Here is a 19,397-nt window from a genome sequence, read left to right as displayed (position 1 = left end):
CGAGCTACCAGAGACAATGGACCCCGTGCGCTATCGCATCCTCGGCACCACCCAGGCACTCCGTTCCGACGGCACCCCCCTTCCGGTCGGCGGGGCGCGGCTGCGTGCCCTGCTGACCGTGCTGGCGCTGCGGCCCGGCCGCACCGTGACCGTGGGGCTGCTGGTCGCCGAGGTGTGGGGCGGCGACCCGCCCGCCGACGCGCCCGCCGCCCTCCAGGCGCTGGTGGGGCGGCTGCGCAGGGCCCTCGGCGCGGACGCCGTCGCCTCCGTGGACGGCGGCTACCGGCTCGTCGCCGCGCCCGACGACATCGACCTGCACCGCTTCGACCGGCTCACCGGTGAGGGCGCCCGCGCACTGGCCGACGGCGACGCGACCAAGGCGGCCGGCGTCCTCGACGACGCCCTGGCCCTGTGGCGCGGCCCCGCCCTCGCCGACCTGCCCGACCACACCGCCGAGTCGGCCCGTTGGGAGGCCCGGCGGCTGGACGCCCTGCGGGCCCGCCACACCGCCGCGCTCGCTCTCGGCCACGCCGAACAGTCCCTCCCCGAACTGACCGCCCTCTGCGACAGCCACCCCCTCGACGAACCCCTCCAGGCCCTCCGCCTACGCGCCCTCCGCGACGCGGGCCGCACGGCGGAGGCGCTGGCCGCCTACGAGGACGTACGCCAGTCGCTGGCGGACCGTTTGGGAGCGGACCCGGGCCCGGAACTCCGGGCACTGCACGGGGAGTTGCTGGCCAACGGATCGGCGGGACGGGGCCCGGCCGCGGGGCGGAGGCCGCCGGTGGGGCATGGGGGCACGGCGAGCGCGGGGCCGACGGCGGGCTGGGGTCCGGCGGCGGGCCGGGGCTCCGTGGGTAACGACGGGGTGGCGGCAGGCTGGGGGCCGGCTGCGGGCCAGGGCCCGGTGGGTGACCACGGGGCGGCTGCGGGCCGGGGCTCGGTGGGTGACGACGGGGTGGCGGCAGGCCAGGGCCCGGGGGCGGGCCAGGGCCCGGTGGCTGGCCAGGGGGCAGCGGCGGCCGGGCGGTGGCCCGCGGCAGCGCAGGGTCCGGTGGCAGGGCAGTGGCCTGCGGCACCCCACGACCCGGTCGCCCCGTCGCCGTCCGTCGCCTCGGCCGACGTGTCCGGGCGCGCCGCCGGAGGCCTCCCCGGCCTCGGCAACCTCCGTGCCCGGCTCACCTCCTTCGTGGGCCGCGAAGCCGACATCGAGGCCATCCGCGGGGATCTCGCCGCGGCTCGGCTCGTCACGTTGCTCGGGCCCGGTGGGGCCGGGAAGACGCGGTTGTCGCAGGAGGCCGCCGAGACCGTGCGGGACGTCGCGCCGGACGGGGTGTGGCTGGTCGAGCTCGCTCCCGTCGACGACCCCGACGACGTGCCGCAGGCCGTGCTCACCGCCGTCGGCGCCCGCGAGACCGTGCTGTACGGGGCCGGCGCCGAGGCGATGCGGGCCGGGAACGAGCGGCACGACGACCCGGTCGAGCGGCTCGTCGAGCACTGCGGCAGGCGGCGGATGCTGCTGATCCTCGACAACTGCGAGCACGTCGTCGAGGCCGCCGCCCGGCTGACGGAGGCGCTGCTGGAGCGGTGCCCGCAGCTGACGGTGCTGGCCACCAGCCGTGAATCCCTCGGCGTACCAGGGGAGTTGCTGCGGCCGGTCGACCCGCTGCCCGAGCCGGTCGCGCTGCGGCTGCTCGCCGACCGCGGGGCCGCCGCCCGGCCCGGCTTCCGGGTCGAGGCCGACGAGGAGACCGCCGCGGCCTGCGCCGAGATCTGCCGACGCCTCGACGGGCTCCCGCTCGGTATCGAGCTCGCGGCCGCCCGGCTAAGGATGTTGACGCCACGTCAGATCGCCGACCGGCTAGACGACCGGTTCCGGCTGCTCACCTCCGGCAGCCGCACCCTGCTGCCCCGCCAGCAGACGCTGCGGGCCGTCGTCGACTGGTCCTGGGAGCTGCTGGACGAGGGGGAGCGGGAGGTGCTGCGGCGGCTGTCGGTGTTCGCCGGCGGCTGCGACCTCGCCGCCGCCGAGGCCGTGTGCGGTCCGGTCGCGCTGGACGCGCTCGGCTCGCTCGTCGACAAGTCCCTTGTGGTGGCCGCCCCTTCGGAGAGCGGTGAGATGCGCTACCGGCTCCTGGAGACCGTCGCCGAGTACGCGGCCGAACGGCTCGACGAGAGCGGCCGACGGGCCGAGGCCGGGCGCGCGCACCTCACGTACTACCGCGAACTCGCCCGCACCACCGACCAGTTGCTCCGCGGCCCGGGCCAGCTCGCCGCCATCGGCCTGCTGGAGCGCGAGTACGAGAACCTGCGCACCGCCCTGCGGCTCGCCGTCGCCGAACGCGACGAGCAGGAGGGGCTCTGCCTGGTCCTGTCGCTGGGCTGGTACTGGCAGATGCGCGATCTGAAGATCGAGGCCCGCACCTGGTCCCGGGAGATCATGGCGCTCGGCCCCGACCCGTTCCCCGAGCCCGTCCGCCCCGCGCGGCCGGTGTGGCAGCGCTGCACGGACACGCCGCCGCCCTGGACCGGAGAGGTGCTCGAAGAGGCCCGGCGCGGGCTGCATCTGACCCATCTCGCCTGTATGGACACCGAGTTGGAGGCGTGGCAGAACCCGGCGGCGCAGGCGAAACTGCGGTCCATCGCCCAGACGTACGAGCCCGGCATGCCGCAGACCTGCCGCATCCCCGGCTCCCTGTGGCTCTTCGCCGTCATGCTCACCGGGGACATGGAGCGGCTGCGGCTGATCCTCGACGAGACCGTGCGCACCTCCCGCGAGACACCCGGATACGACTGGGAGCTCGCCGCGAGCCTGCAATGGCGGGCCAACCTGTTCGCCCACCGGATCGACTGGGAGGGAGACGCCCTCGCGGACGCCGACGAGGCACTGGAGATCTACGAGCGCCTCGGTGACCTGTGGGGCACCGCCGAGGCGCTCGCCGCGCGGGCCGAGTCCCATGAGCGCAAGGGCCGTTGGGGCGAGGCCGCGGCCGACTACGAGGCCGGGATCGACCTCGCCGGCCGGCTCGGCGCCCGCGCCCAGCAGGCCGTTCTCAAGGCCCGGCTCGGCAGCGTACTGATGGAGTCGGAGCCCGAGCGGGGGGAGTTGCTGCTGCGCGAGGTGCTCGCCTCCCACGACGGCGGCCACAACGAAGCGCTGCCCGCCGCCCGGCTCTTCCTCTCCGCCCGGCTCGCCCAGACCGGCCGGGTGGCCGAGGCGCGCGAGCAGGTCCGGCTGCTGCGCGAGGAGTTCGGCATCTCCCACTTCATCATCTTCGACGCCTTCATCCTCGGCGCGGAGGCCCACGTGGAAGCGGCCGCCGGCGCCTTCGAAGCCTGCCTCGACAAGGTCCGCCAGGCGCTGGGCCGGGCCGAGGACCCGCTGTCCCAGGCCATCGCCCCGCACATGCGCGCCCAGTACCTGCACATCGCCGCGCTCGGCCTGGCCGGTGCCGGCGGCCGCGCCGCGGACGGGGCCCGCTGCCTCGCGGCCGGCGACGCGCTGCTGCCGGCCGGCCGTGTCATGCCGGCCTACGAGCGGGAGCCCCGCGAGCGGGCCGAGCGGCAGCTGCGTGCCCTGCTCGGCGACGCGGCCTACGCCACGGCGTACGACGAGGGCGCCGGTCTCTCCCCCGGGGAGGCCGCCGCCCTCGTCTGAACCGCGCCACCGGTCGACGTCAGCTCTTCGTACGGAACTTGTGGATCGCCACCGGTGCCATCACCGCGGTGATCGCCACCGACCAGCCGATCGTCACCCACAGGTCGTGGGCGACGGGACCGCCCACCATCAGTCCGCGCGCGGCGTCCGCCAGCGTGGACAGCGGGTTGTAGTCGGTGAAGGTCTGGAGCCAGCCCGGCATCGAGGTCGTCGGCGCGAAGATCGACGAACCGAACTGGAGCGGGAACAGCACCAGGAAGCCCATCGCCTGCACGGACTGCGCGCTCTTCATGACCACGCCCAGGGTGAGGAACACCCACATGATCGACGAGGCGAACGCGGTGGCCAGCGCGACGGTCGCGAACAGGCCCGGCCAGTTGGTGATGTCGAAGCCGACGGCGACGGAGACCAGCATCAGCACGGTCGTCGCGAACAGCATCCGCATCAGCTCGACGGAGATCTTCGCGAACAGCACCGAGCCGCGCCCGATCGGCAGCGACCGGAACCGGTCCATGACACCGGAGTTGAAGTCCTGGCTGAACCCGGTGCCGACGCCCTGGGAGAGCGTCATGCTCATCATCGCGATCATGCCGGGGATGACGTACTGGACGTACTGGTCCTGGCCGCCGCCCAGCGCCTGCCCGATCGAGCCGCCGAAGACGAACACGAACAGCAGGGTGAAGATGACCGGCATCAGCAGCGCGTCGGCCATCGACTCGGGGTCCTGGCGGATCCACAGCAGGTTGCGGCGGATCAGCGCGCCGGTGTGCCGCAGATGCCCGCGCAGCGGGATACGGACGTCGTCGACGGACTTGGCGGCGCTGTCGGCGGTAAGGGTGGCGGCGCTCATACGGCGACCTCCTCGCGGGTCTCGGTGGGCACGGTGTCCTGCGGGACACTGGCGCGGTGGCCGGTGAGGGACAGGAACACCTCGTCCAGGCTGGGCAGTTCGGTGGTGATGCTGGAGACCGTGATGCCGCGCGCGGTGACCGCGCCGACCACGGCGGTGAGCTGTTCGTCGCTGAGGATCGGCACCAGCAGGGAGCCGGACTCCGGGTCGACGGTGGTGGTGGCCAGGCCGGTGATGCCGAGGCCGTCGAGGTGTCCGGCGAGCGGGCGCAGCTGCAACGGATCGGCGGGGCGCACCCGCAGGGTCCGGCCGCCGACCTTCGCCTTCAGCTCCTCGATGCCGCCGCCCGCGATGACCTTGCCGCGGTCCACGACGGTCAGCTCGGAGGCGAGCTGCTCGGCCTCCTCCATGTACTGGGTGGTGAGCAGGACGGTGACCCCGTCGCCGACCATCCGCTTGACCTCGTCCCACACCTCGTTGCGGGTGCGCGGGTCGAGGCCGGTGGTCGGCTCGTCCAGGAAGAGCACCGCCGGGTGCCCGATCATGGAGGCGGCCAGGTCGAGGCGGCGGCGCATACCGCCGGAGTAGGTGCTCGCCGGGCGCTTGGCGGCCTCGGTGAGCGAGAACCGCTCCAGCAGCTCGTCGGCGCGGCGGCGGGCCTCCTTGCGGGGCAGGTCCAGCAGCCGGCCGATCATGTAGAGGTTCTCCCAGCCGGGGAGCTTCTCGTCGACGGAGGCGTACTGCCCGGTGAGCCCGATCACCCGGCGCAGCTGCCGCGGCTGCCGGACGACGTCGTACCCGGCGACCGTCGCGAGGCCGGAGTCGGGGGAGAGAAGGGTGGACAGGATCCGTACGAGGGTGGTCTTGCCGGCGCCGTTCGGCCCGAGCACACCCATCACGGTGCCCTCGCGCACGTCCAGGTCGACGCCGTCCAGCGCCTTGGTCTCGCCGTAGTGCTTGACCAGTCCCCGCACGGACACGGCGATGTCGGCGCCGCTGCGGTTGTTGTCGATTCGCGTCATGCCGAGAACGGTGCCAGCCGCCACCGACAAACGACCTACAGCCCACCGACAGCCGCCTACAGACCGCCGACAAGCCGGCAGCCCGCCGATGGGGGAAGTCGGCGGGCTGCCTCTGTGCCGCTGTGGCTCTAGTGGACGCTGTGCTCCTCCTGCGGGAACGTCCCGCCGACCACGTCCTCCGCGAACGCCTTCACCGCGTCGCCCATGACCGTGCGGAGGTCGGCGTACTGCTTGACGAACTTCGGCACCCGCCCGCCGGTGAGGCCGAGCATGTCGGTCCACACCAGGACCTGCGCGTCCGTCTCCGCACCCGCGCCGATGCCGACCGTCGGGATGTGCAGCGTGCGCGTGACCTCGGCCGCGAGCTCCGCCGGGACCAGCTCCAGGACGACCGCGAAGGCACCGGCGTCCTGCACGGCCTTCGCGTCGCGCAGCAGCTGCGCCGCCGCCTCCTCGCCGCGGCCCTGGACGCGGTAGCCCATGGCGTTGACGGACTGCGGGGTGAGGCCGATGTGGGCCATCACCGGGATGCCGGACTCGACGAGCAGCCGGATCTGGTCGTACGACCGCTCACCGCCCTCCAGCTTGACCGCCCCGACCCCGGCCTCCTTGACCATCCGGGTCGCCGAGCGCAGCGCCTGCACCGGGCCCTCCTGGTAGGTGCCGAAGGGCAGGTCGCCGACGATGAGCGCGCGGGACGTACCGCGGACGACGGCGGCCGAGAGCATGGTCATCTCGTCGAGGGTGACCGGCACGGTCGACTCGTAGCCGAGGTGGGTGTTGCCCGCGGAGTCACCGACGAGCAGGACCGGGATGCCGGCCTCGTCGAAGACGGCCGCCGTGGACGAGTCGTAGGCGGTGAGCATGGGCCACTTCTCGCCGCGTTCCTTGGCGAGGGCGATGTCGCGGACGGTGATGCGGCGGGTGCCCTTCCCCCCGTACAGCGCTTTGCTGCCGTCGGAGGGCTTCGTCGGGGCAGCCGAAAGCTGCGTCATGGCAACGGCTCCTTCAGTCATCTCGAGGCGCCCTGACGGCGTCCCCGGATCACCTCCATGGTGGCACCTCGTCTCACGCGCGGCCAGACCGGGTGACGGGACGTGGGTCACGCGTCGAGCGACGTACGTCCGTCTCCCTAGGTCCGTTCTTAAGGTCTCCGTAAAGAATTCCGATACGAGACGGTGCCGTATCGGAATGGGTCTAGGCTCGGCCGTATGACTTCTCCTGCCGATCCCGCCCTCACCGGCTCCCGTATACCTGAGGCCGTGCACCGGCGCCGCTGGGCGATCCTCGGCGTGCTGATGCTGAGCCTGCTGATCGTGGTGCTCGACAACTCGATCCTGAACGTCGCGATCAAGACGATCTCGACCCCCGCCCCGACCGGCCTGGGCGCCACCCAGAGTGAGCTGGAATGGGCGATCAACGCCTACACCCTCGTCTTCGCGGGTCTGCTGTTCAGCGCCGGGCTCCTCGGTGACCGGCTCGGCCGCAAGCGGGTGCTGCTCGGCGGGCTCGCCGTGTTCGGCATCGGCTCCGCGCTCGCCGCCTCCTCCGGGTCGCCGGAGCAGCTCATCGCCTTCCGTGCGCTGATGGGGCTCGGCGCCGCCTTCGTGATGCCCGCCACCCTCGCCGTCCTCATGAACGTCTTCGAGCGCGACGAGCAGCCCAAGGCCATCGGCATCTGGGCCGGCGGCGTCGGCCTCGCGATCGCCATCGGGCCGATCACCGGCGGTGTGCTCCTCGACCACTTCTGGTGGGGTTCGGTCTTCCTCATCAACGTGCCGATCGTGCTGCTGGCCCTCGCGCTGATGCTGTGGCTGGTGCCGGACTCCCGCGACCCCAACCCGGGGCGCATCGACCCCGTGGGTGTCGTCCTGTCGGTCGTCGGACTGGTCCTGCTGGTCTACGGCATCATCAAGGGCGGCCAGCTCGCCGACTTCACGGACCCGAAGGTGCTGTCGACCATCGGCGCCGGTCTCGCCGTACTCGTCGCGTTCGTGGTGTTCGAGAAGCGCAGCGACCACCCCTCCATCGACGTCACCTACTTCAAGAACAAGGTCTTCTCGGCCGCGATCGGCGCCATCGCGCTGGTCTTCTTCGCGCTGATGGGCGTGACGTTCTTCTCCGTCTTCTACACCCAGAGCGTGCGCGGGTACTCGCCGCTCCAGACCGGTCTGCTGATGCTGCCGCTCGCCGCCGCGCAGATGATCTTCGCGCCGCGGGCCCGGCTGGTGGTCGACCGGTTCGGCAACAAGGCCACCACCACGGCCGGGCTGCTGGTCATCGCCGCGACCCTGGCCGCGTTCGCCGGGTTCGAGGCGGACACCCCGATCTGGCTCCTGGAGGTTGTGTTCTTCCTCATGGGTGCCGGCATGGCGCACATCATGACCCCGGTCAGCGTCGTCATCATGCAGGCGCTGCCGCGCGAGAAGGCCGGTTCCGCGTCCGCGCTGAGCAACACCTTCCGGCAGGTCGGCGGCGCCCTCGGCATCGCCGTCCTCGGCTCGGTCCTCTCCACGGCCTACCGCAACGGCATCGAGGACAAGCTCGGCCTGCTTCCGCCCGGCGCCCGCCACACCGCGGGCGAGTCCATCGAGGCCACCCTCGGCGTCGCCGAGAAGCTCGGCCCCCAGGGCAAGGCGCTCATCGCCCCGGCCCACGACGCCTTCCTGCACGCCATGCACACCACCGCACTGTGGGGCGCGGGCGTCGCGGTGGTCGGCGCGGTCGTGTGCGCCGTGTTCCTGCCGGGCCGGCCGCCGGCCGACGAGAAGGACGAGCAGGGGCGGGAGTTGGTGACGGCGGCGGAGTAGCCGGGCGCCGGCCCAGGCGGGGGACAATCACCTCGGACCACAGAAAGGGACGCAGCGACGTGACCAGCCTCGCCGAAGCCGGAGGCACCCTCCGCCCCACCGCCCCCGCCCGCGGGCGCCCCCGCAGCGAAGCCGTCGAGCGGGCCATCGTCGAAGGGGTGATGAAGCTGCTGGAGGACGGCGTCCCGCTCGCGGAGCTGTCCATCGAGCGGATCGCCCGTACCGCCGGCGTCGGCAAGGCCGCCATCTACCGGCGGTGGAGCGGCAAGGAGGAGCTCTTCGTCGACGTCGTCCGGACCGCCGAGCCGCCGGACCCGCCGCTGCCCGGCACCTCCATGCGCGACGACATCGTCGTCCTGCTGGAGTCGTTGCGGCAGCGCGGGCTGGTCACCCGGACCTCGGCGATCCTGCACAACGTCTACGCCCAGATGAAGCAGAGCCCGAAGATCTGGGCCGCCTACCACGACGCCGTGGTCGCCCCCCGGCGCCGCGTCGGCCTCGACGTCCTGCGCCGCGGCCGGGACAACGGCGAACTCCGCGCCGACCTCGACCTGGAACTCGTCAACGACCTGTTCGTCGGCCCGATGCTGGTGCGCGCCATCATGCGCCCGGACGCCGACCTGCCCGAGGGGCTCTCCGAGCAGATAGTCGACACCGTCCTGGAGGGTCTACGGCCCGTCAGTTCACCTTCCGTCAGTTCGCCGACCCCGTAACCCCGATGTGCGCGTTTCGTCACAGACGGCGCTTTCCGCGGCCGTGTCCGGAACCCCGAACGGCGACTTGTACGTCCTCGTGCGGGTACGGCCGTCATGGGACGGCAGGATCGGAACCGATCATCCCCTAGGGTCTTGAGTTACGCCGGGGGACGGACGGATGCACGGCAGGCAGTGAGGCGACGCGGTATGGCGCAGCAGGCGTACTTGGAGGAGACGGACAACGGCGGCTCGGGGCCCGAGCGCCGGGGCTCCAGGTTCCGACGCCTGCTGGACAGACTGACCGGCCCCTGGCGCGGCGACCCGCGGATCTGGCGGCGCGGCCTCGTCCTCGCCGCCCTGGCCCTGGTCCTCGCGCTGATCATGCTGATGCACTCCCGCATCCCCAACGCCATCGGCAACCTCGGCAGCCTCACGGAGACCTTCCTGCCCTGGCTGGGCCTCCTCGTCCCGGTGCTGCTGGTCCTCGCCTTCGTACGGAAGTCGGCGACCGCCCTGATCGCGGTGATCCTCCCGGCGGTCGTCTGGCTCAACCTCTTCGGCGGGCTGCTCACCGACAAGGCCGGCGCCGGCGGCGACCTCACCGTGGCCACGCACAACGTGAACGCCGACAACCCCGACCCGTCCGAGACCGCCCGTGACGTGGCGGCCTCCGGCGCGGACGTCGTCGCCCTGGAGGAGCTGACCTCCGCGGCGGTGCCGACGTACGAGAAGGCGCTGGCGGGGACGTACGAGTACCACTCGGTGCAGGGCACCGTCGGGCTGTGGAGCAAGTACCCGCTGAGCGGGGTCGGGCCCGTCGACATCAAGCTGGGCTGGACCCGCGCCATGCGGGCCACGGTGACCACGCCCGAGGGGCAGGTCGCCTTCTACGTCGCCCACCTGCCCTCGGTCCGCGTGAAGATGGAGGCCGGTTTCACCGCCCGGCAGCGCGACAAGAGCGCCGACGCGCTGGGCGAGGCCATCGCCCACGAGCCGCTGGAGCGGGTCGTGCTGCTGGGCGACCTCAACGGCACCATGAACGACCGCGCCCTCAACGCCGTCACCTCCCAGCTGCGCTCCACACAGGGCGCGGCCGGCAGCGGGTTCGGGTTCAGCTGGCCGGCCTCGTTCCCGATGGCGCGGATCGACCAGATCCTGGTCAAGGGCGTCGAGCCGGAGAGCTCGTGGACGCTGCCGGAGACGGGCAGCGACCACCTCCCCGTAGCCGCCCGTCTGAAGGTGGACACGTCGTCGTAACCGTCTGGAATACTGGGCCTGCAAGGCTTTGTTCCGTAGGTGAACATAAGCACCCCGGAACAACCCCGAAAGGCCCTTCATGCCCCTCGCCCTGCTCGCCCTCGCCGTGGGCGCATTCGGCATCGGCACCACCGAGTTCGTCATGATGGGCCTGCTGCCCGAGGTCGCGGACGACCTGCACGTCTCCCTCCCCACCGCCGGCCACCTGGTCTCGGCGTACGCGCTCGGCGTCGTCATCGGCGCCCCGCTGCTCGCCGCGGTCACCGCGCGCATGTCCCGCCGTACGGTCCTCATCGCGCTGATGGCGCTGTTCGTGGCCGGCAACGCGGCCTCCGCCTTCGCGCCGGACCACCACTGGCTGCTGGCCGCCCGCTTCCTCAGCGGCCTGCCGCACGGCGCCTTCTTCGGCGTCGGCGCGGTCGTCGCCACGACCATGGTCGCGCCCGAGCGCAAGGCCCGGTCGGTGTCGCTGATGTTCCTCGGACTGACCGTCGCCAACATCGCCGGCGTGCCGGTCGCCACGCTCATGGGCCAGCACCTGGGCTGGCGGGCCACCTTCCTCGGGGTGAGCGCCATCGGCCTCGCCGCGATCGCGGCCCTGGCCGCGCTGATCCCGCACGACCGGGTGGCGCCGGCCCACGGCGGGCTGCGCGGCGAGCTCGCGGCCCTGAAGTCCCTCCCCGTCTGGCTCGCCCTCGGCACGACCGTCGCCGGGTTCGGCGCGCTCTTCGCCGCGTACAGCTACATCACGCCGATGCTCACCGACTCCGCCGGGTACGCCGACACCAGCGTCACGCTGCTGCTCGCGCTGTTCGGCGTGGGCGCGACGGTCGGCAACCTGGTCGGCGGGCGGCTGGCCGACCACGCGATGCGGGCGACCCTGTTCGGCGGCCTGGTCTCGCTGGTCGTGGTCCTCGGCGCGTTCCCGCTGCTGATGAGCACGCCGGTGAGCGCGGCCGTGGCGGTCGTCCTGCTCGGTGTCGCGGCCTTCGTCACCGGCTCGCCGCTCCAGCTGATGGTCATGGAGAAGGCCTCCTCGGCCCCCTCGCTGGCCTCCTCCGCCAACCAGGCCGCCTTCAACCTGGCGAACGCCGGGGGCGCGTGGATCGGCGGCCTGGCGCTGGCCGCGGGCTTCGGGGCCACCTCCCCGGCCCTGGCGGGGGCGGCACTCGCCGTGCTCGGCCTCGGCATGGCGGGCACGGCGGCCGTGGTGGACCGGCGGCGCGCGACCGTGCCGACGGCCGGACGGGAACGTGTCGTCGCCGCGCACGTACCCGACGCGCTGGACGCGAGCCTCACCCGCTGAGACCTCGCACTGCCGAACGCCGCGGGCCCGGCTCAGCAGTCGTAGCGATACGCGTACGGCGTGTCCACACCGGCCGGTCGCGGTCGGCGGCATGGTCGTCGTACGGCAGCCCGACGGCCGTGGGCCGGTTCCGTCGCGGTGATGCTCAGCGGACGGGGGCGGTGGCTCGGGGAGCCGGCCGGTCTCGCTCACGCCCGCCGCGTCCCGCCAGTACAGCCGCAGTAGCGCGACCCGGTCCTCGTGGGCGTCGTGAAGACGCGGGCACCGGACGCTGTGGCAGGTCGGTGCCCGCCGGGAAGAGCAGCTCGGGGAGTCCGTCGCGAGCCGTACGACTGGCACCCTGGCGCCGTGCCCCGCGTCGGGAATCACCGGCCAGGGCTCCTCGGCGGGTCACAGCAGCGGGCCGGCGGTCGAGCTGTTCCGTACGCCGGGAAGGCCGGCGCGCGGGAAACACCCGCGCCTCCACACTTCCCGACGCGCCGGCCCACGACGAGGGCGCCCCGTCGTCCCCGTCCTCAGTTCCCCGAGAGCTCCTCGAACCGCTCCAGATCCCGCAGCCACGCCCGCGCCGAACTGTCCGACGGCGCACGCCAGTCGCCGCGGGGCGACAGCGAGCCGCCCGCCGACACCTTCGGGCCGTTCGGCATGGCCGAGCGCTTGAACTGGGCGAAGCCGAAGTAGCGGCGGCAGAAGACCCCCAGCCACCGGGCGATCTCCGGCAGGTCGTACGCCACCCGCTTGGCCTCCGGGAACCCCGGCGGCCACGCGCCGGCCTCCGCGTCCCGCCAGGCGTGCCAGGCGAGGAAGGCGATCTTCGAGGGGCGGAAGCCGTAGCGCAGGACGTGGAAGAGCGTGAAGTCGTGCAGCGCGTACGGGCCGATCTTCGACTCCGTCGACTGCATCTCCTCGCCGGGCACCAGCTCCGGGCTGATCTCCGTGTCGAGGATCGCGGTGAGCGTCTTGCCGGTCTCGTCGCCGAACTGGCCGCTGCTGACGACCCAGCGGATGAGGTGCTGGATCAGGGTCTTCGGGACGCCGCCGTTGACGTTGTAGTGGCTCATCTGGTCGCCCACGCCGTACGTCGACCAGCCGAGCGCCAGCTCGGAGAGGTCACCGGTGCCGAGCACGATGCCACCGCGCTGGTTGGCCAGCCGGAAGAGGTAGTCGGTGCGCAGGCCCGCCTGGACGTTCTCGAAGGTGACGTCGTACACCGGCTCGCCGGACGCGAACGGATGCCCCATCTCCGCCAGCATCAGCCGCGCGGTCGGCGTGATGTCCAGCTCGGCCGCGGTGACGCCGAGGGACCGCATGAGGGCGTGCGCGTTGTCCTTGGTGTGGTCGCTGGTCGCGAAGCCGGGCAGCGTCCAGGCGAGGATGTCGCTGCGCGGGCGCCCGGCGCGGTCCATCGCGCGGGCGGCGACGATGAGCGCGTGGGTGGAGTCGAGGCCGCCGGAGACACCGATGACGACCTTCGCCCCGCCGATGGACGCGAGCCGCTGCTGGAGGCCCTGGACCTGGATGTTGTACGCCTCGAAGCAGTCCTGGGCGAGCCGGTCCGCGTCGGCCGGCACGAACGGGAAGCGCTCCAGGCGCCGCCGCAGCCCCAGGTCCGTCAGCGGCGGGTCCAGCTCGAAGCCGACCGTGCGGAAGCCGCCCGTGCGGGCCGCGTGGGTACGGCGGTTGTCGTCGAACGTGCCCATCCGCAGCCGCTCCTGCCGCAGCAGGTCGAGGTCGACGTCGGCGACGGCGTACTCGTCCCCGAGCGGGAACCGCTCGGTCTCGGCGAGCAGCACGCCGTTCTCGTAGATCATCGTCTGCCCGTCCCAGGACAGGTCGGTCGTCGACTCGCCCAGACCGGCCGCCGCGTAGACGTACGCCGCGAGACAGCGCGAGGACGCCGAACGGCACAGCAGCTTGCGGTCCTCGGCCCGCCCGACCGTGATCGGGCTGCCGGACAGGTTGACCAGCACGGTCGCCCCGGCGAGGGCCGCCTCCGCGCTCGGCGGCACCGGCACCCACATGTCCTCGCAGATCTCGGCATGCAGCACGAGACCGGGCACGTCCGAAGCCTCGAAGAGCAGGTCCACGCCGAAGGGAATCTCAGAACCGCCCACCCGGATCGCACCGCCGCGCTCGTCGGCGCCGTCGCCGATCTGCCGGCGCTCGTAGAACTCGCGGTAGTTCGGCGGGTACGACTTCGGCACCACGCCGAGGATGCGGCCGCGGTGCACGATGACCGCGCAGTTGTAGACCCGGTTGCGATGCCGCAGCGGCGCCCCGACGACCAGCACCGGCAGGAGCCCGGCGGACCCCTCCACCACGGTCGCGAGCGCCGCCTCGACCTCGTCGAGCAGCGTGTCCTGGAGCAGCAGGTCCTCGATCGAGTACCCGCACAGCACCATCTCGGGAAAGACCGCGACCGCGACCCCTTCGTCCGCACACCGCCGTGCGTGCCGCAGGACGGCTTCGGCGTTGGCGGGCGGATCGGCGATGACGGTGTGGCCCGTACAGGCGGCGACACGCGCGAAGCCGTGCTGGTAGATCGACCGGAAGTTCAACGGAGTCGGAGGCACGGCGCCCAGTGTAATCCGTGTAATCGTCAAAGCGACGCGATGGGGCGCGGGACGTGATCGTCCCGCGCCCCATCGGCTGCCTTGCTAGCGCCGCTTGTACGACTCCACGTAACCGCCTGCGGGCGTACCCACACCGGTCACCGGGTCATACCCCTTCACCGCGATCAGCGAGCTGTCCTTGCCCAGCGACCGCACCGAAGTGGCCAGACCGTCCGTCGCGTCGACCCCGTTCACGAAGTCCACGCGAGCCACCGCGAGCTCCGACCCCGTCGGGGTGTCGGTGACGTCGTGGTAGACCTTCGACCCGTACTTCGCGTAGATCGACGGGTTGGCGAAACCGATCGCCTTGCCGCCGCGCGCCTCCGTGGCGAGCGCCTGCACCGCCGCGATCACCGGCGCCGCCAGCGACGTGCCGCCGATCCGGTACTCGCTGTACTTCTCCGAGCCGTCCGGGAAGGTCTGCGTCTGGCCGACCTTGAAACCGGTGTTCGGGTCGGCGATCGCGGAGATGTCCGGGACCACCCGGTTGCCGGCCGCGTTGTTGGCCTTCGCCAGCGCGTCCGGGACGACACCCTTCTGGTAGAAGGGCTCGGCGACCGTCTTGCTGGTGCCGCCGCCCGCACCGGAGGTGAACGCGCCGGGGAAGTTGGTCCAGCTCTTGCCGTCCGCGGACAGCGTGGCCTTCTCGGTGCCCCAGCCGGTCTCCCACAGGTACTTGTCGCCCTTGCCGACCGCCAGCGAGGTACCGCCGACCGCCGTCACCCACGCCGAGTTGGCCGGGGTGTCGACCTGCTTCGTACCGGTGTGGGCGACCTCGTCGCCGTTGTCACCGGAGGAGAAGTAGAAGCCGATGCCCTCGACCGCGCCGAACTGGAAGACCTGGTCGTAGGCGGCCGCGAGGTCCGGCGTCTGGTTGGCCTCGATGTCGCCCCAGGAGTTGGAGACGATGTCGGCGAGGTGGTTGTCGACGATCTTGCTGAGCGAGTCCAGCAGGTCGTCGTCGAAGCAGGACGCGGCGCCCACGTACGTGATCTGCGCGTCCGGCGCGACCGCGTGCACGGCCTCGACGTCGAGGGTCTCCTCGCCGTACCACCCGGAGGCGTCGCACTCGTCGGCGCCGGTGTGGGTGTAGTTCTTGGGCAGGACCTGCTTCAACTGGCCCGTGTTGTAGGCCGCGTCGCCGTGCTTCTTGGCGTAGGTGGCCGCGTCGTAGGCGATGGTCGGGGAGGCGAACGCGTCCGTGATGGCGACGCGCACCTTCTTGCCCGTGTACGTGCCGGCACCGTAGGCGGCACGCAGCTGCTTGCCGGTGTACCCCTTCACGGCGTACGGGATCTTCGTGCCGTACGCGTCCGGCAGCGTGCTCGCGATGTTGGAGCCGTAGTACGAGGAGAACGGCCCGGAGTTCTTGAACACGGCACCGGGACCCGGCAGTTGGTCCGCGTGGTCGGCCTTGTGCGGGGCGGTGTCCAGGCCGGTGACGGTCAGGACGGCGCCGTTCAGGCTCTCCGGCGCGGACGCCGCCTTCGACGGAGCGCGGTAAGTCTTCGTGCCCTTGGCGTAGTTGTGCAGCTGGGTGCCGAACGCCTTCTCGGCGGCGGCCACGTCACCGGTGACGGAGACGTAGTGCTGCGTGACACCGGTGACCTTCAGACCGGCCGACGTCAGCCAGGACTTCACGGCGGCGACCTGGGCCTTCGTCGCGCCGAAGCGGGACTGCGCCTGGCCGGCGCTCAGGTACTTGCCGTACGAGGCCGACGACGGGTCGGACACGGCCTTCGCGTACCCGGCGAGGCCGGCGGCGTCCTTGCCCGCCAGATAGACACGGGCCGAGACCCGCGAACTGTCGGCGGCGGCGCCCTTGTCGGCCTTCGCGGTGGCCCACGCGGGCCTGGTCCCGGCCAGCGTGTCACGGGCCGGGGAGTCCGAGGCGTGCGCCGCGGGTATGCCGAGCGCCAGCGCGCCGGCGATCATGGGCAGTGTCGCTGCCATGCTCACTCCGGCGCGCGTTCTGGCGCGGTTGGATCTCATGGAACCCCCTGGTTGCGGTTCGTCGCGAGTAGATCACTCGCCGGGCAACTCTTTCGACGAACCGTTCATGCCAGGGGAATGCAAAACCCAAGAAGAGCCCAATTAACCTAATGCCAAGGCCATTTGAGCGTGAACGCGCTATGAGGACCGAGGGGAAACCCTCTATGGACCGCCGCGGTTGCCTGGGAACTCCCTACGGACTCCCTAGGAACGCGGTTTCGCGCCCCGCTCCTTGAGCATGTCCGTCATCAGCTCGATCTCGGACTCCTGCGCGTTCACCATGCCCTGCGCGATGTCCTTCTCCACCTTCACCGTGCAGCGCGTCACACAGCCCTCGGCCATGTGGATGCCGCCCTTGTGGTGGTCGGTCATCAGCTGGAGATAGAAGATCTCGGCCTGCTTGCCGCTGAGCTTCTGGAGTTTCCTCAGCTCGGTGTTGGTCGCCATGCCCGGCATCAGCGCGCCGTCCTTGCCGTCGGCCATGCCGCCCATGTCCATCCAGGTCATCGGCGGGTCCGACGACACCTTCGGCAGCTCCCACAGATCGAGCCAGCCCAGCAGCATGCCGCGCTGGTTGGCCTGCGTCTGCGCGATGTCGAAGGCGAGCCGGCGCACCTCCTCGTTCTTGGTGCGGTCGCGCACGATGAACGACATCTCCACCGCCTGCTGGTGGTGCACCGCCATGTCCCGCGCGAAGCCCGCGTCCGCGGAGTCGGCGGTGGGCGTGGCCGTGGAGTCGTCGCCGTCCGCGACCGCGTAGGTGACCGCGCCGGCCGCGACCAGCACGGCCGCCGCGGTCCCCGCGATCCAGCCGACCTGCCTCACTGCGCCTTACCGCCCGTGCAGACCGCGCCCTTCTCGGGCGTCTGCTCGCCCTGGACGTACTTCTCGAAGAACTTCGCGACGTTCGGGTCGCTCGCGCTCGTCACCGTCCGCTGGTGGCCCCACGCCGTCAGCATGATCGGGTCCGCCTGGCCCTCGTACGGGCTCATCAGCGTGTACGGCGTCGCCTTCACCTTCGCCGCGAGCGCGTCCACGTCGGACTTCTTGGCCTTGCTGGTGTACGTCACCCAGACCGCGCCGTGCTCCAGCGAGTGCACCGCGTTCATGTCGTCGAGGGCCTTGGTGTAGACGTCGCCGTTGCAGTTCTGCCAGACCGCGTTGTGGTCACCGCCGGCCGGGGGCGTCATCGGGTACTTCACCGTCTTGGTGACGTGGGTCTGGCTGAGCTTGGCCGACCACGTCTTCACGCCGTCCTTGCCCGTGGTCCAGTGGCCCGGGTTCTTCGAGTCGGAGGCGGTGCTGCTGTCGTCGCCCTGCGACTGGACGAGCACGACGGCGCCGACGACGAGAGCGGTCACGACCGCCACGCTCGCACCGATCGTGAGGATCCGGTTGCGGCGCTCGCGAGCCTGCTCGGCACGCCGCATCTCGGCTATGCGCGCCTTCCGCTCAGCGGATTCCTTCTTCTTGGCGGAGCCCATGGGGTTGTGTCCTTCTGGGGAATGGGGGCCGGTCGGGTCCGCTGATCGTAATGGGGAAGGCGTGGTCTCTCGTAGGGCGGGCACAGGAATGGCCGAAGATCGGGTTCCGCCGGCCGCCGGGGCGTGGCAGCTCACGGCCTGCCCGGCATTACGTATACGGGTCCGAGCAGGCAAGATGGGCGGCAGAACAGTACACCTGTCGGACGTGAGGCGTTCAATCGGGCGTCGGCCTGCCGATCATGGTCCGCAACACGGATGAAATGGTGTTGTGGTGGGATGCTCAGGTGCCCGACCGTCTCTCGCGGGACCGGAGGCAGGCGGCCTGACCAGCAAGGATGGGGAAGCTAGATGGACAAGCAGCAGGAGTTCGTGCTCCGGACGTTGGAGGAGCGCGACATCCGGTTCGTACGCCTGTGGTTCACGGACGTGCTGGGCTTCCTCAAGTCCGTCGCCGTGGCCCCGGCCGAGCTGGAGCAGGCCTTCGACGAGGGCATCGGCTTCGACGGCTCCGCGATCGAGGGCTTCGCCCGGGTCTACGAGTCCGACATGATCGCCAAGCCGGACCCGTCGACGTTCCAGGTCCTGCCCTGGCGTGCCGAGGCCCCCGGCACGGCCCGGATGTTCTGCGACATCCTGATGCCGGACGGCTCGCCGTCCTTCGCGGACCCGCGCTACGTCCTCAAGCGCGCCCTGGCCCGCACCTCCGACCTGGGCTTCACCTTCTACACGCACCCCGAGATCGAGTTCTTCCTCCTGAAGGACAAGCCGCTCGACGGCTCGCGCCCCACCCCGGCCGACAACTCCGGCTACTTCGACCACACCCCGCAGAACATCGGCATGGACTTCCGCCGCCAGGCGATCACCATGCTGGAGTCGATGGGCATCTCGGTGGAGTTCTCCCACCACGAGGGCGCGCCGGGCCAGCAGGAAATCGATCTGAGGTATGCGGACGCCCTGTCCACGGCGGACAACATCATGACGTTCCGCCTGGTCATGAAGCAGGTGGCGCTGGAGCAGGGCGTCCAGGCGACGTTCATGCCGAAGCCGTTCTCGGAGCACCCGGGCAGCGGCATGCACACCCACCTCTCCCTCTTCGAGGGCGACCGTAACGCGTTCTACGAGTCGGGCGCCGAGTACCAGCTCTCCAAGGTCGGCCGCTCCTTCATCGCGGGCCTGCTGAAGCACTCGGCCGAGATCTCCGCGGTCACCAACCAGTGGGTGAACTCGTACAAGCGCATCTGGGGCGGCTCGGAGCGCACGGCCGGCGCGGGCGGCGAGGCCCCCTCGTACATCTGCTGGGGCCACAACAACCGCAGCGCCCTGGTCCGCGTCCCGATGTACAAGCCCGGCAAGACCGGCTCGGCCCGTATCGAGGTCCGCTCGATCGACTCCGGCGCCAACCCCTACCTGGCCTACGCCGTCCTGCTGGCGGCCGGCCTCAAGGGCATCGAGGAGGGCTACGAGCTCCCGCCGGGCGCCGAGGACGACGTCTGGGCGCTCTCGGACGCCGAGCGCCGCGCGATGGGCATCGAGCCCCTCCCGCAGAACCTCGGCGAGGCCCTGACCCTGATGGAGCGCAGCGACCTGGTCGCCGAGACGCTCGGCGAGCACGTCTTCGACTTCTTCCTGCGCAACAAGCGCCAGGAGTGGGAGGAGTACCGCTCCGAGGTGACGGCCTTCGAGCTGCGGAAGAACCTGCCGGTTCTCTAGT

13 protein-coding genes are annotated in these 19,397 nt (G+C 71.5%); 6 read left to right on the top strand and 7 right to left on the bottom strand.

Annotation, left to right across the window (positions count from 1 at the left end; genetic code table 11):
* The first annotated feature begins 16 nt into the window (after positions 1-16).
* A complete protein-coding gene (locus tag EJC51_RS14970; protein ID WP_126271538.1) occupies positions 17-3,658 on the top strand; it encodes an AfsR/SARP family transcriptional regulator in 3,642 nt (1,213 codons plus the stop codon).
* Positions 3,659-3,677: 19 nt separating this feature from the next.
* Here the strand turns inward: EJC51_RS14970 and EJC51_RS14965 are convergent, their stop codons facing one another.
* From EJC51_RS14965 to panB, 3 genes are all read right to left on the bottom strand, one after another.
* On the bottom strand, positions 3,678-4,508 hold the full coding sequence (locus tag EJC51_RS14965; RefSeq protein WP_097263251.1) for an ABC transporter permease: 831 nt from the start codon (positions 4,506-4,508) through the stop codon (positions 3,678-3,680).
* A complete protein-coding gene (locus tag EJC51_RS14960; protein WP_165951135.1) occupies positions 4,505-5,530 on the bottom strand; it encodes an ATP-binding cassette domain-containing protein in 1,026 nt (341 codons plus the stop codon). Before EJC51_RS14960 ends, EJC51_RS14965 begins: the two co-directional genes overlap by 4 nt.
* Before the next feature lie 128 nt (positions 5,531-5,658).
* Positions 5,659-6,525, bottom strand: a complete 867-nt coding sequence (gene panB / locus EJC51_RS14955) for a 3-methyl-2-oxobutanoate hydroxymethyltransferase (protein WP_126271536.1) — start codon at positions 6,523-6,525, stop codon at positions 5,659-5,661.
* A 216-nt stretch (positions 6,526-6,741) separates the two neighbouring features.
* Between panB and EJC51_RS14950 the strand changes: the two genes are divergently transcribed.
* The 4 genes from EJC51_RS14950 (at position 6,742) to EJC51_RS14935 (ending at position 11,598) form a co-directional block, all read left to right on the top strand.
* Positions 6,742-8,340 carry an MFS transporter gene (locus tag EJC51_RS14950; RefSeq protein ID WP_126271535.1) on the top strand — a complete coding sequence of 533 codons (1,599 nt, stop codon included), beginning with the start codon at positions 6,742-6,744 and terminating at the stop codon, positions 8,338-8,340.
* Positions 8,341-8,399: 59 nt separating this feature from the next.
* Positions 8,400-9,053, top strand: coding sequence for a TetR/AcrR family transcriptional regulator (locus EJC51_RS14945; protein ID WP_244362629.1), 654 nt, complete (start codon positions 8,400-8,402; stop codon positions 9,051-9,053).
* A gap of 189 nt (positions 9,054-9,242) precedes the next feature.
* Positions 9,243-10,292 (top strand): endonuclease/exonuclease/phosphatase family protein, encoded by a 1,050-nt coding sequence (locus EJC51_RS14940; RefSeq protein WP_126271534.1) that lies wholly within the window; start codon positions 9,243-9,245, stop codon positions 10,290-10,292.
* Positions 10,293-10,371: 79 nt separating this feature from the next.
* A complete protein-coding gene (locus tag EJC51_RS14935) occupies positions 10,372-11,598 on the top strand; it encodes an MFS transporter (RefSeq protein ID WP_126271533.1) in 1,227 nt (408 codons plus the stop codon).
* A gap of 515 nt (positions 11,599-12,113) precedes the next feature.
* Here EJC51_RS14935 and EJC51_RS14930 read toward each other — a convergent pair.
* The 4 genes from EJC51_RS14930 to EJC51_RS14915 all read right to left on the bottom strand — a co-directional run bounded on the left by EJC51_RS14930 (position 12,114) and on the right by EJC51_RS14915 (position 17,686).
* The gene (locus tag EJC51_RS14930) at positions 12,114-14,156 is read right to left on the bottom strand and encodes an NAD(+) synthase (RefSeq protein WP_126276955.1); all 2,043 of its coding nucleotides are present in this window, start codon (positions 14,154-14,156) and stop codon (positions 12,114-12,116) included.
* A 99-nt stretch (positions 14,157-14,255) separates the two neighbouring features.
* Positions 14,256-16,163: a S53 family peptidase gene (locus EJC51_RS14925; RefSeq protein WP_244362627.1), complete on the bottom strand. Its 1,908-nt coding sequence runs from the start codon at positions 16,161-16,163 to the stop codon at positions 14,256-14,258.
* Positions 16,164-16,406: 243 nt separating this feature from the next.
* Positions 16,407-17,027: a DUF305 domain-containing protein gene (locus EJC51_RS14920; RefSeq protein ID WP_126271531.1), complete on the bottom strand. Its 621-nt coding sequence runs from the start codon at positions 17,025-17,027 to the stop codon at positions 16,407-16,409.
* Positions 17,024-17,686 (bottom strand): DUF3105 domain-containing protein, encoded by a 663-nt coding sequence (locus EJC51_RS14915; protein ID WP_126271530.1) that lies wholly within the window; start codon positions 17,684-17,686, stop codon positions 17,024-17,026. Before EJC51_RS14915 ends, EJC51_RS14920 begins: the two co-directional genes overlap by 4 nt.
* Before the next feature lie 348 nt (positions 17,687-18,034).
* Between EJC51_RS14915 and EJC51_RS14910 the strand changes: the two genes are divergently transcribed.
* Complete coding sequence (locus EJC51_RS14910; RefSeq protein ID WP_126271529.1) at positions 18,035-19,396, top strand: glutamine synthetase family protein; 1,362 nt, start codon at positions 18,035-18,037, stop codon at positions 19,394-19,396.
* Position 19,397: the final 1 nt, after the last annotated feature.

The sequence above is a fragment of the Streptomyces aquilus genome (genome assembly GCF_003955715.1).
Taxonomy (GTDB): Bacteria; Actinomycetota; Actinomycetes; order Streptomycetales; family Streptomycetaceae; genus Streptomyces; species Streptomyces aquilus.
This window is presented reverse-complemented; position numbering and strand designations above follow the sequence as displayed.

Excerpts from the sequence above, each read along its gene's own strand:
- EJC51_RS14970 (WP_126271538.1), top strand. The coding sequence starts at position 17 with ATGGACCCCGTGCGCTATCGCATCCTCGGCACCACCCAGGCACTCCGT.
- EJC51_RS14965 (WP_097263251.1), bottom strand. The coding sequence starts at position 4,508 with ATGAGCGCCGCCACCCTTACCGCCGACAGCGCCGCCAAGTCCGTCGAC.
- EJC51_RS14960 (WP_165951135.1), bottom strand. The coding sequence starts at position 5,530 with ATGACGCGAATCGACAACAACCGCAGCGGCGCCGACATCGCCGTGTCC.
- panB (WP_126271536.1), bottom strand. The coding sequence starts at position 6,525 with ATGACGCAGCTTTCGGCTGCCCCGACGAAGCCCTCCGACGGCAGCAAA.
- EJC51_RS14950 (WP_126271535.1), top strand. The coding sequence starts at position 6,742 with ATGACTTCTCCTGCCGATCCCGCCCTCACCGGCTCCCGTATACCTGAG.
- EJC51_RS14940 (WP_126271534.1), top strand. The coding sequence starts at position 9,243 with ATGGCGCAGCAGGCGTACTTGGAGGAGACGGACAACGGCGGCTCGGGG.
- EJC51_RS14935 (WP_126271533.1), top strand. The coding sequence starts at position 10,372 with ATGCCCCTCGCCCTGCTCGCCCTCGCCGTGGGCGCATTCGGCATCGGC.
- EJC51_RS14925 (WP_244362627.1), bottom strand. The coding sequence starts at position 16,163 with ATGGCAGCGACACTGCCCATGATCGCCGGCGCGCTGGCGCTCGGCATA.
- EJC51_RS14915 (WP_126271530.1), bottom strand. The coding sequence starts at position 17,686 with ATGGGCTCCGCCAAGAAGAAGGAATCCGCTGAGCGGAAGGCGCGCATA.
- EJC51_RS14910 (WP_126271529.1), top strand. The coding sequence starts at position 18,035 with ATGGACAAGCAGCAGGAGTTCGTGCTCCGGACGTTGGAGGAGCGCGAC.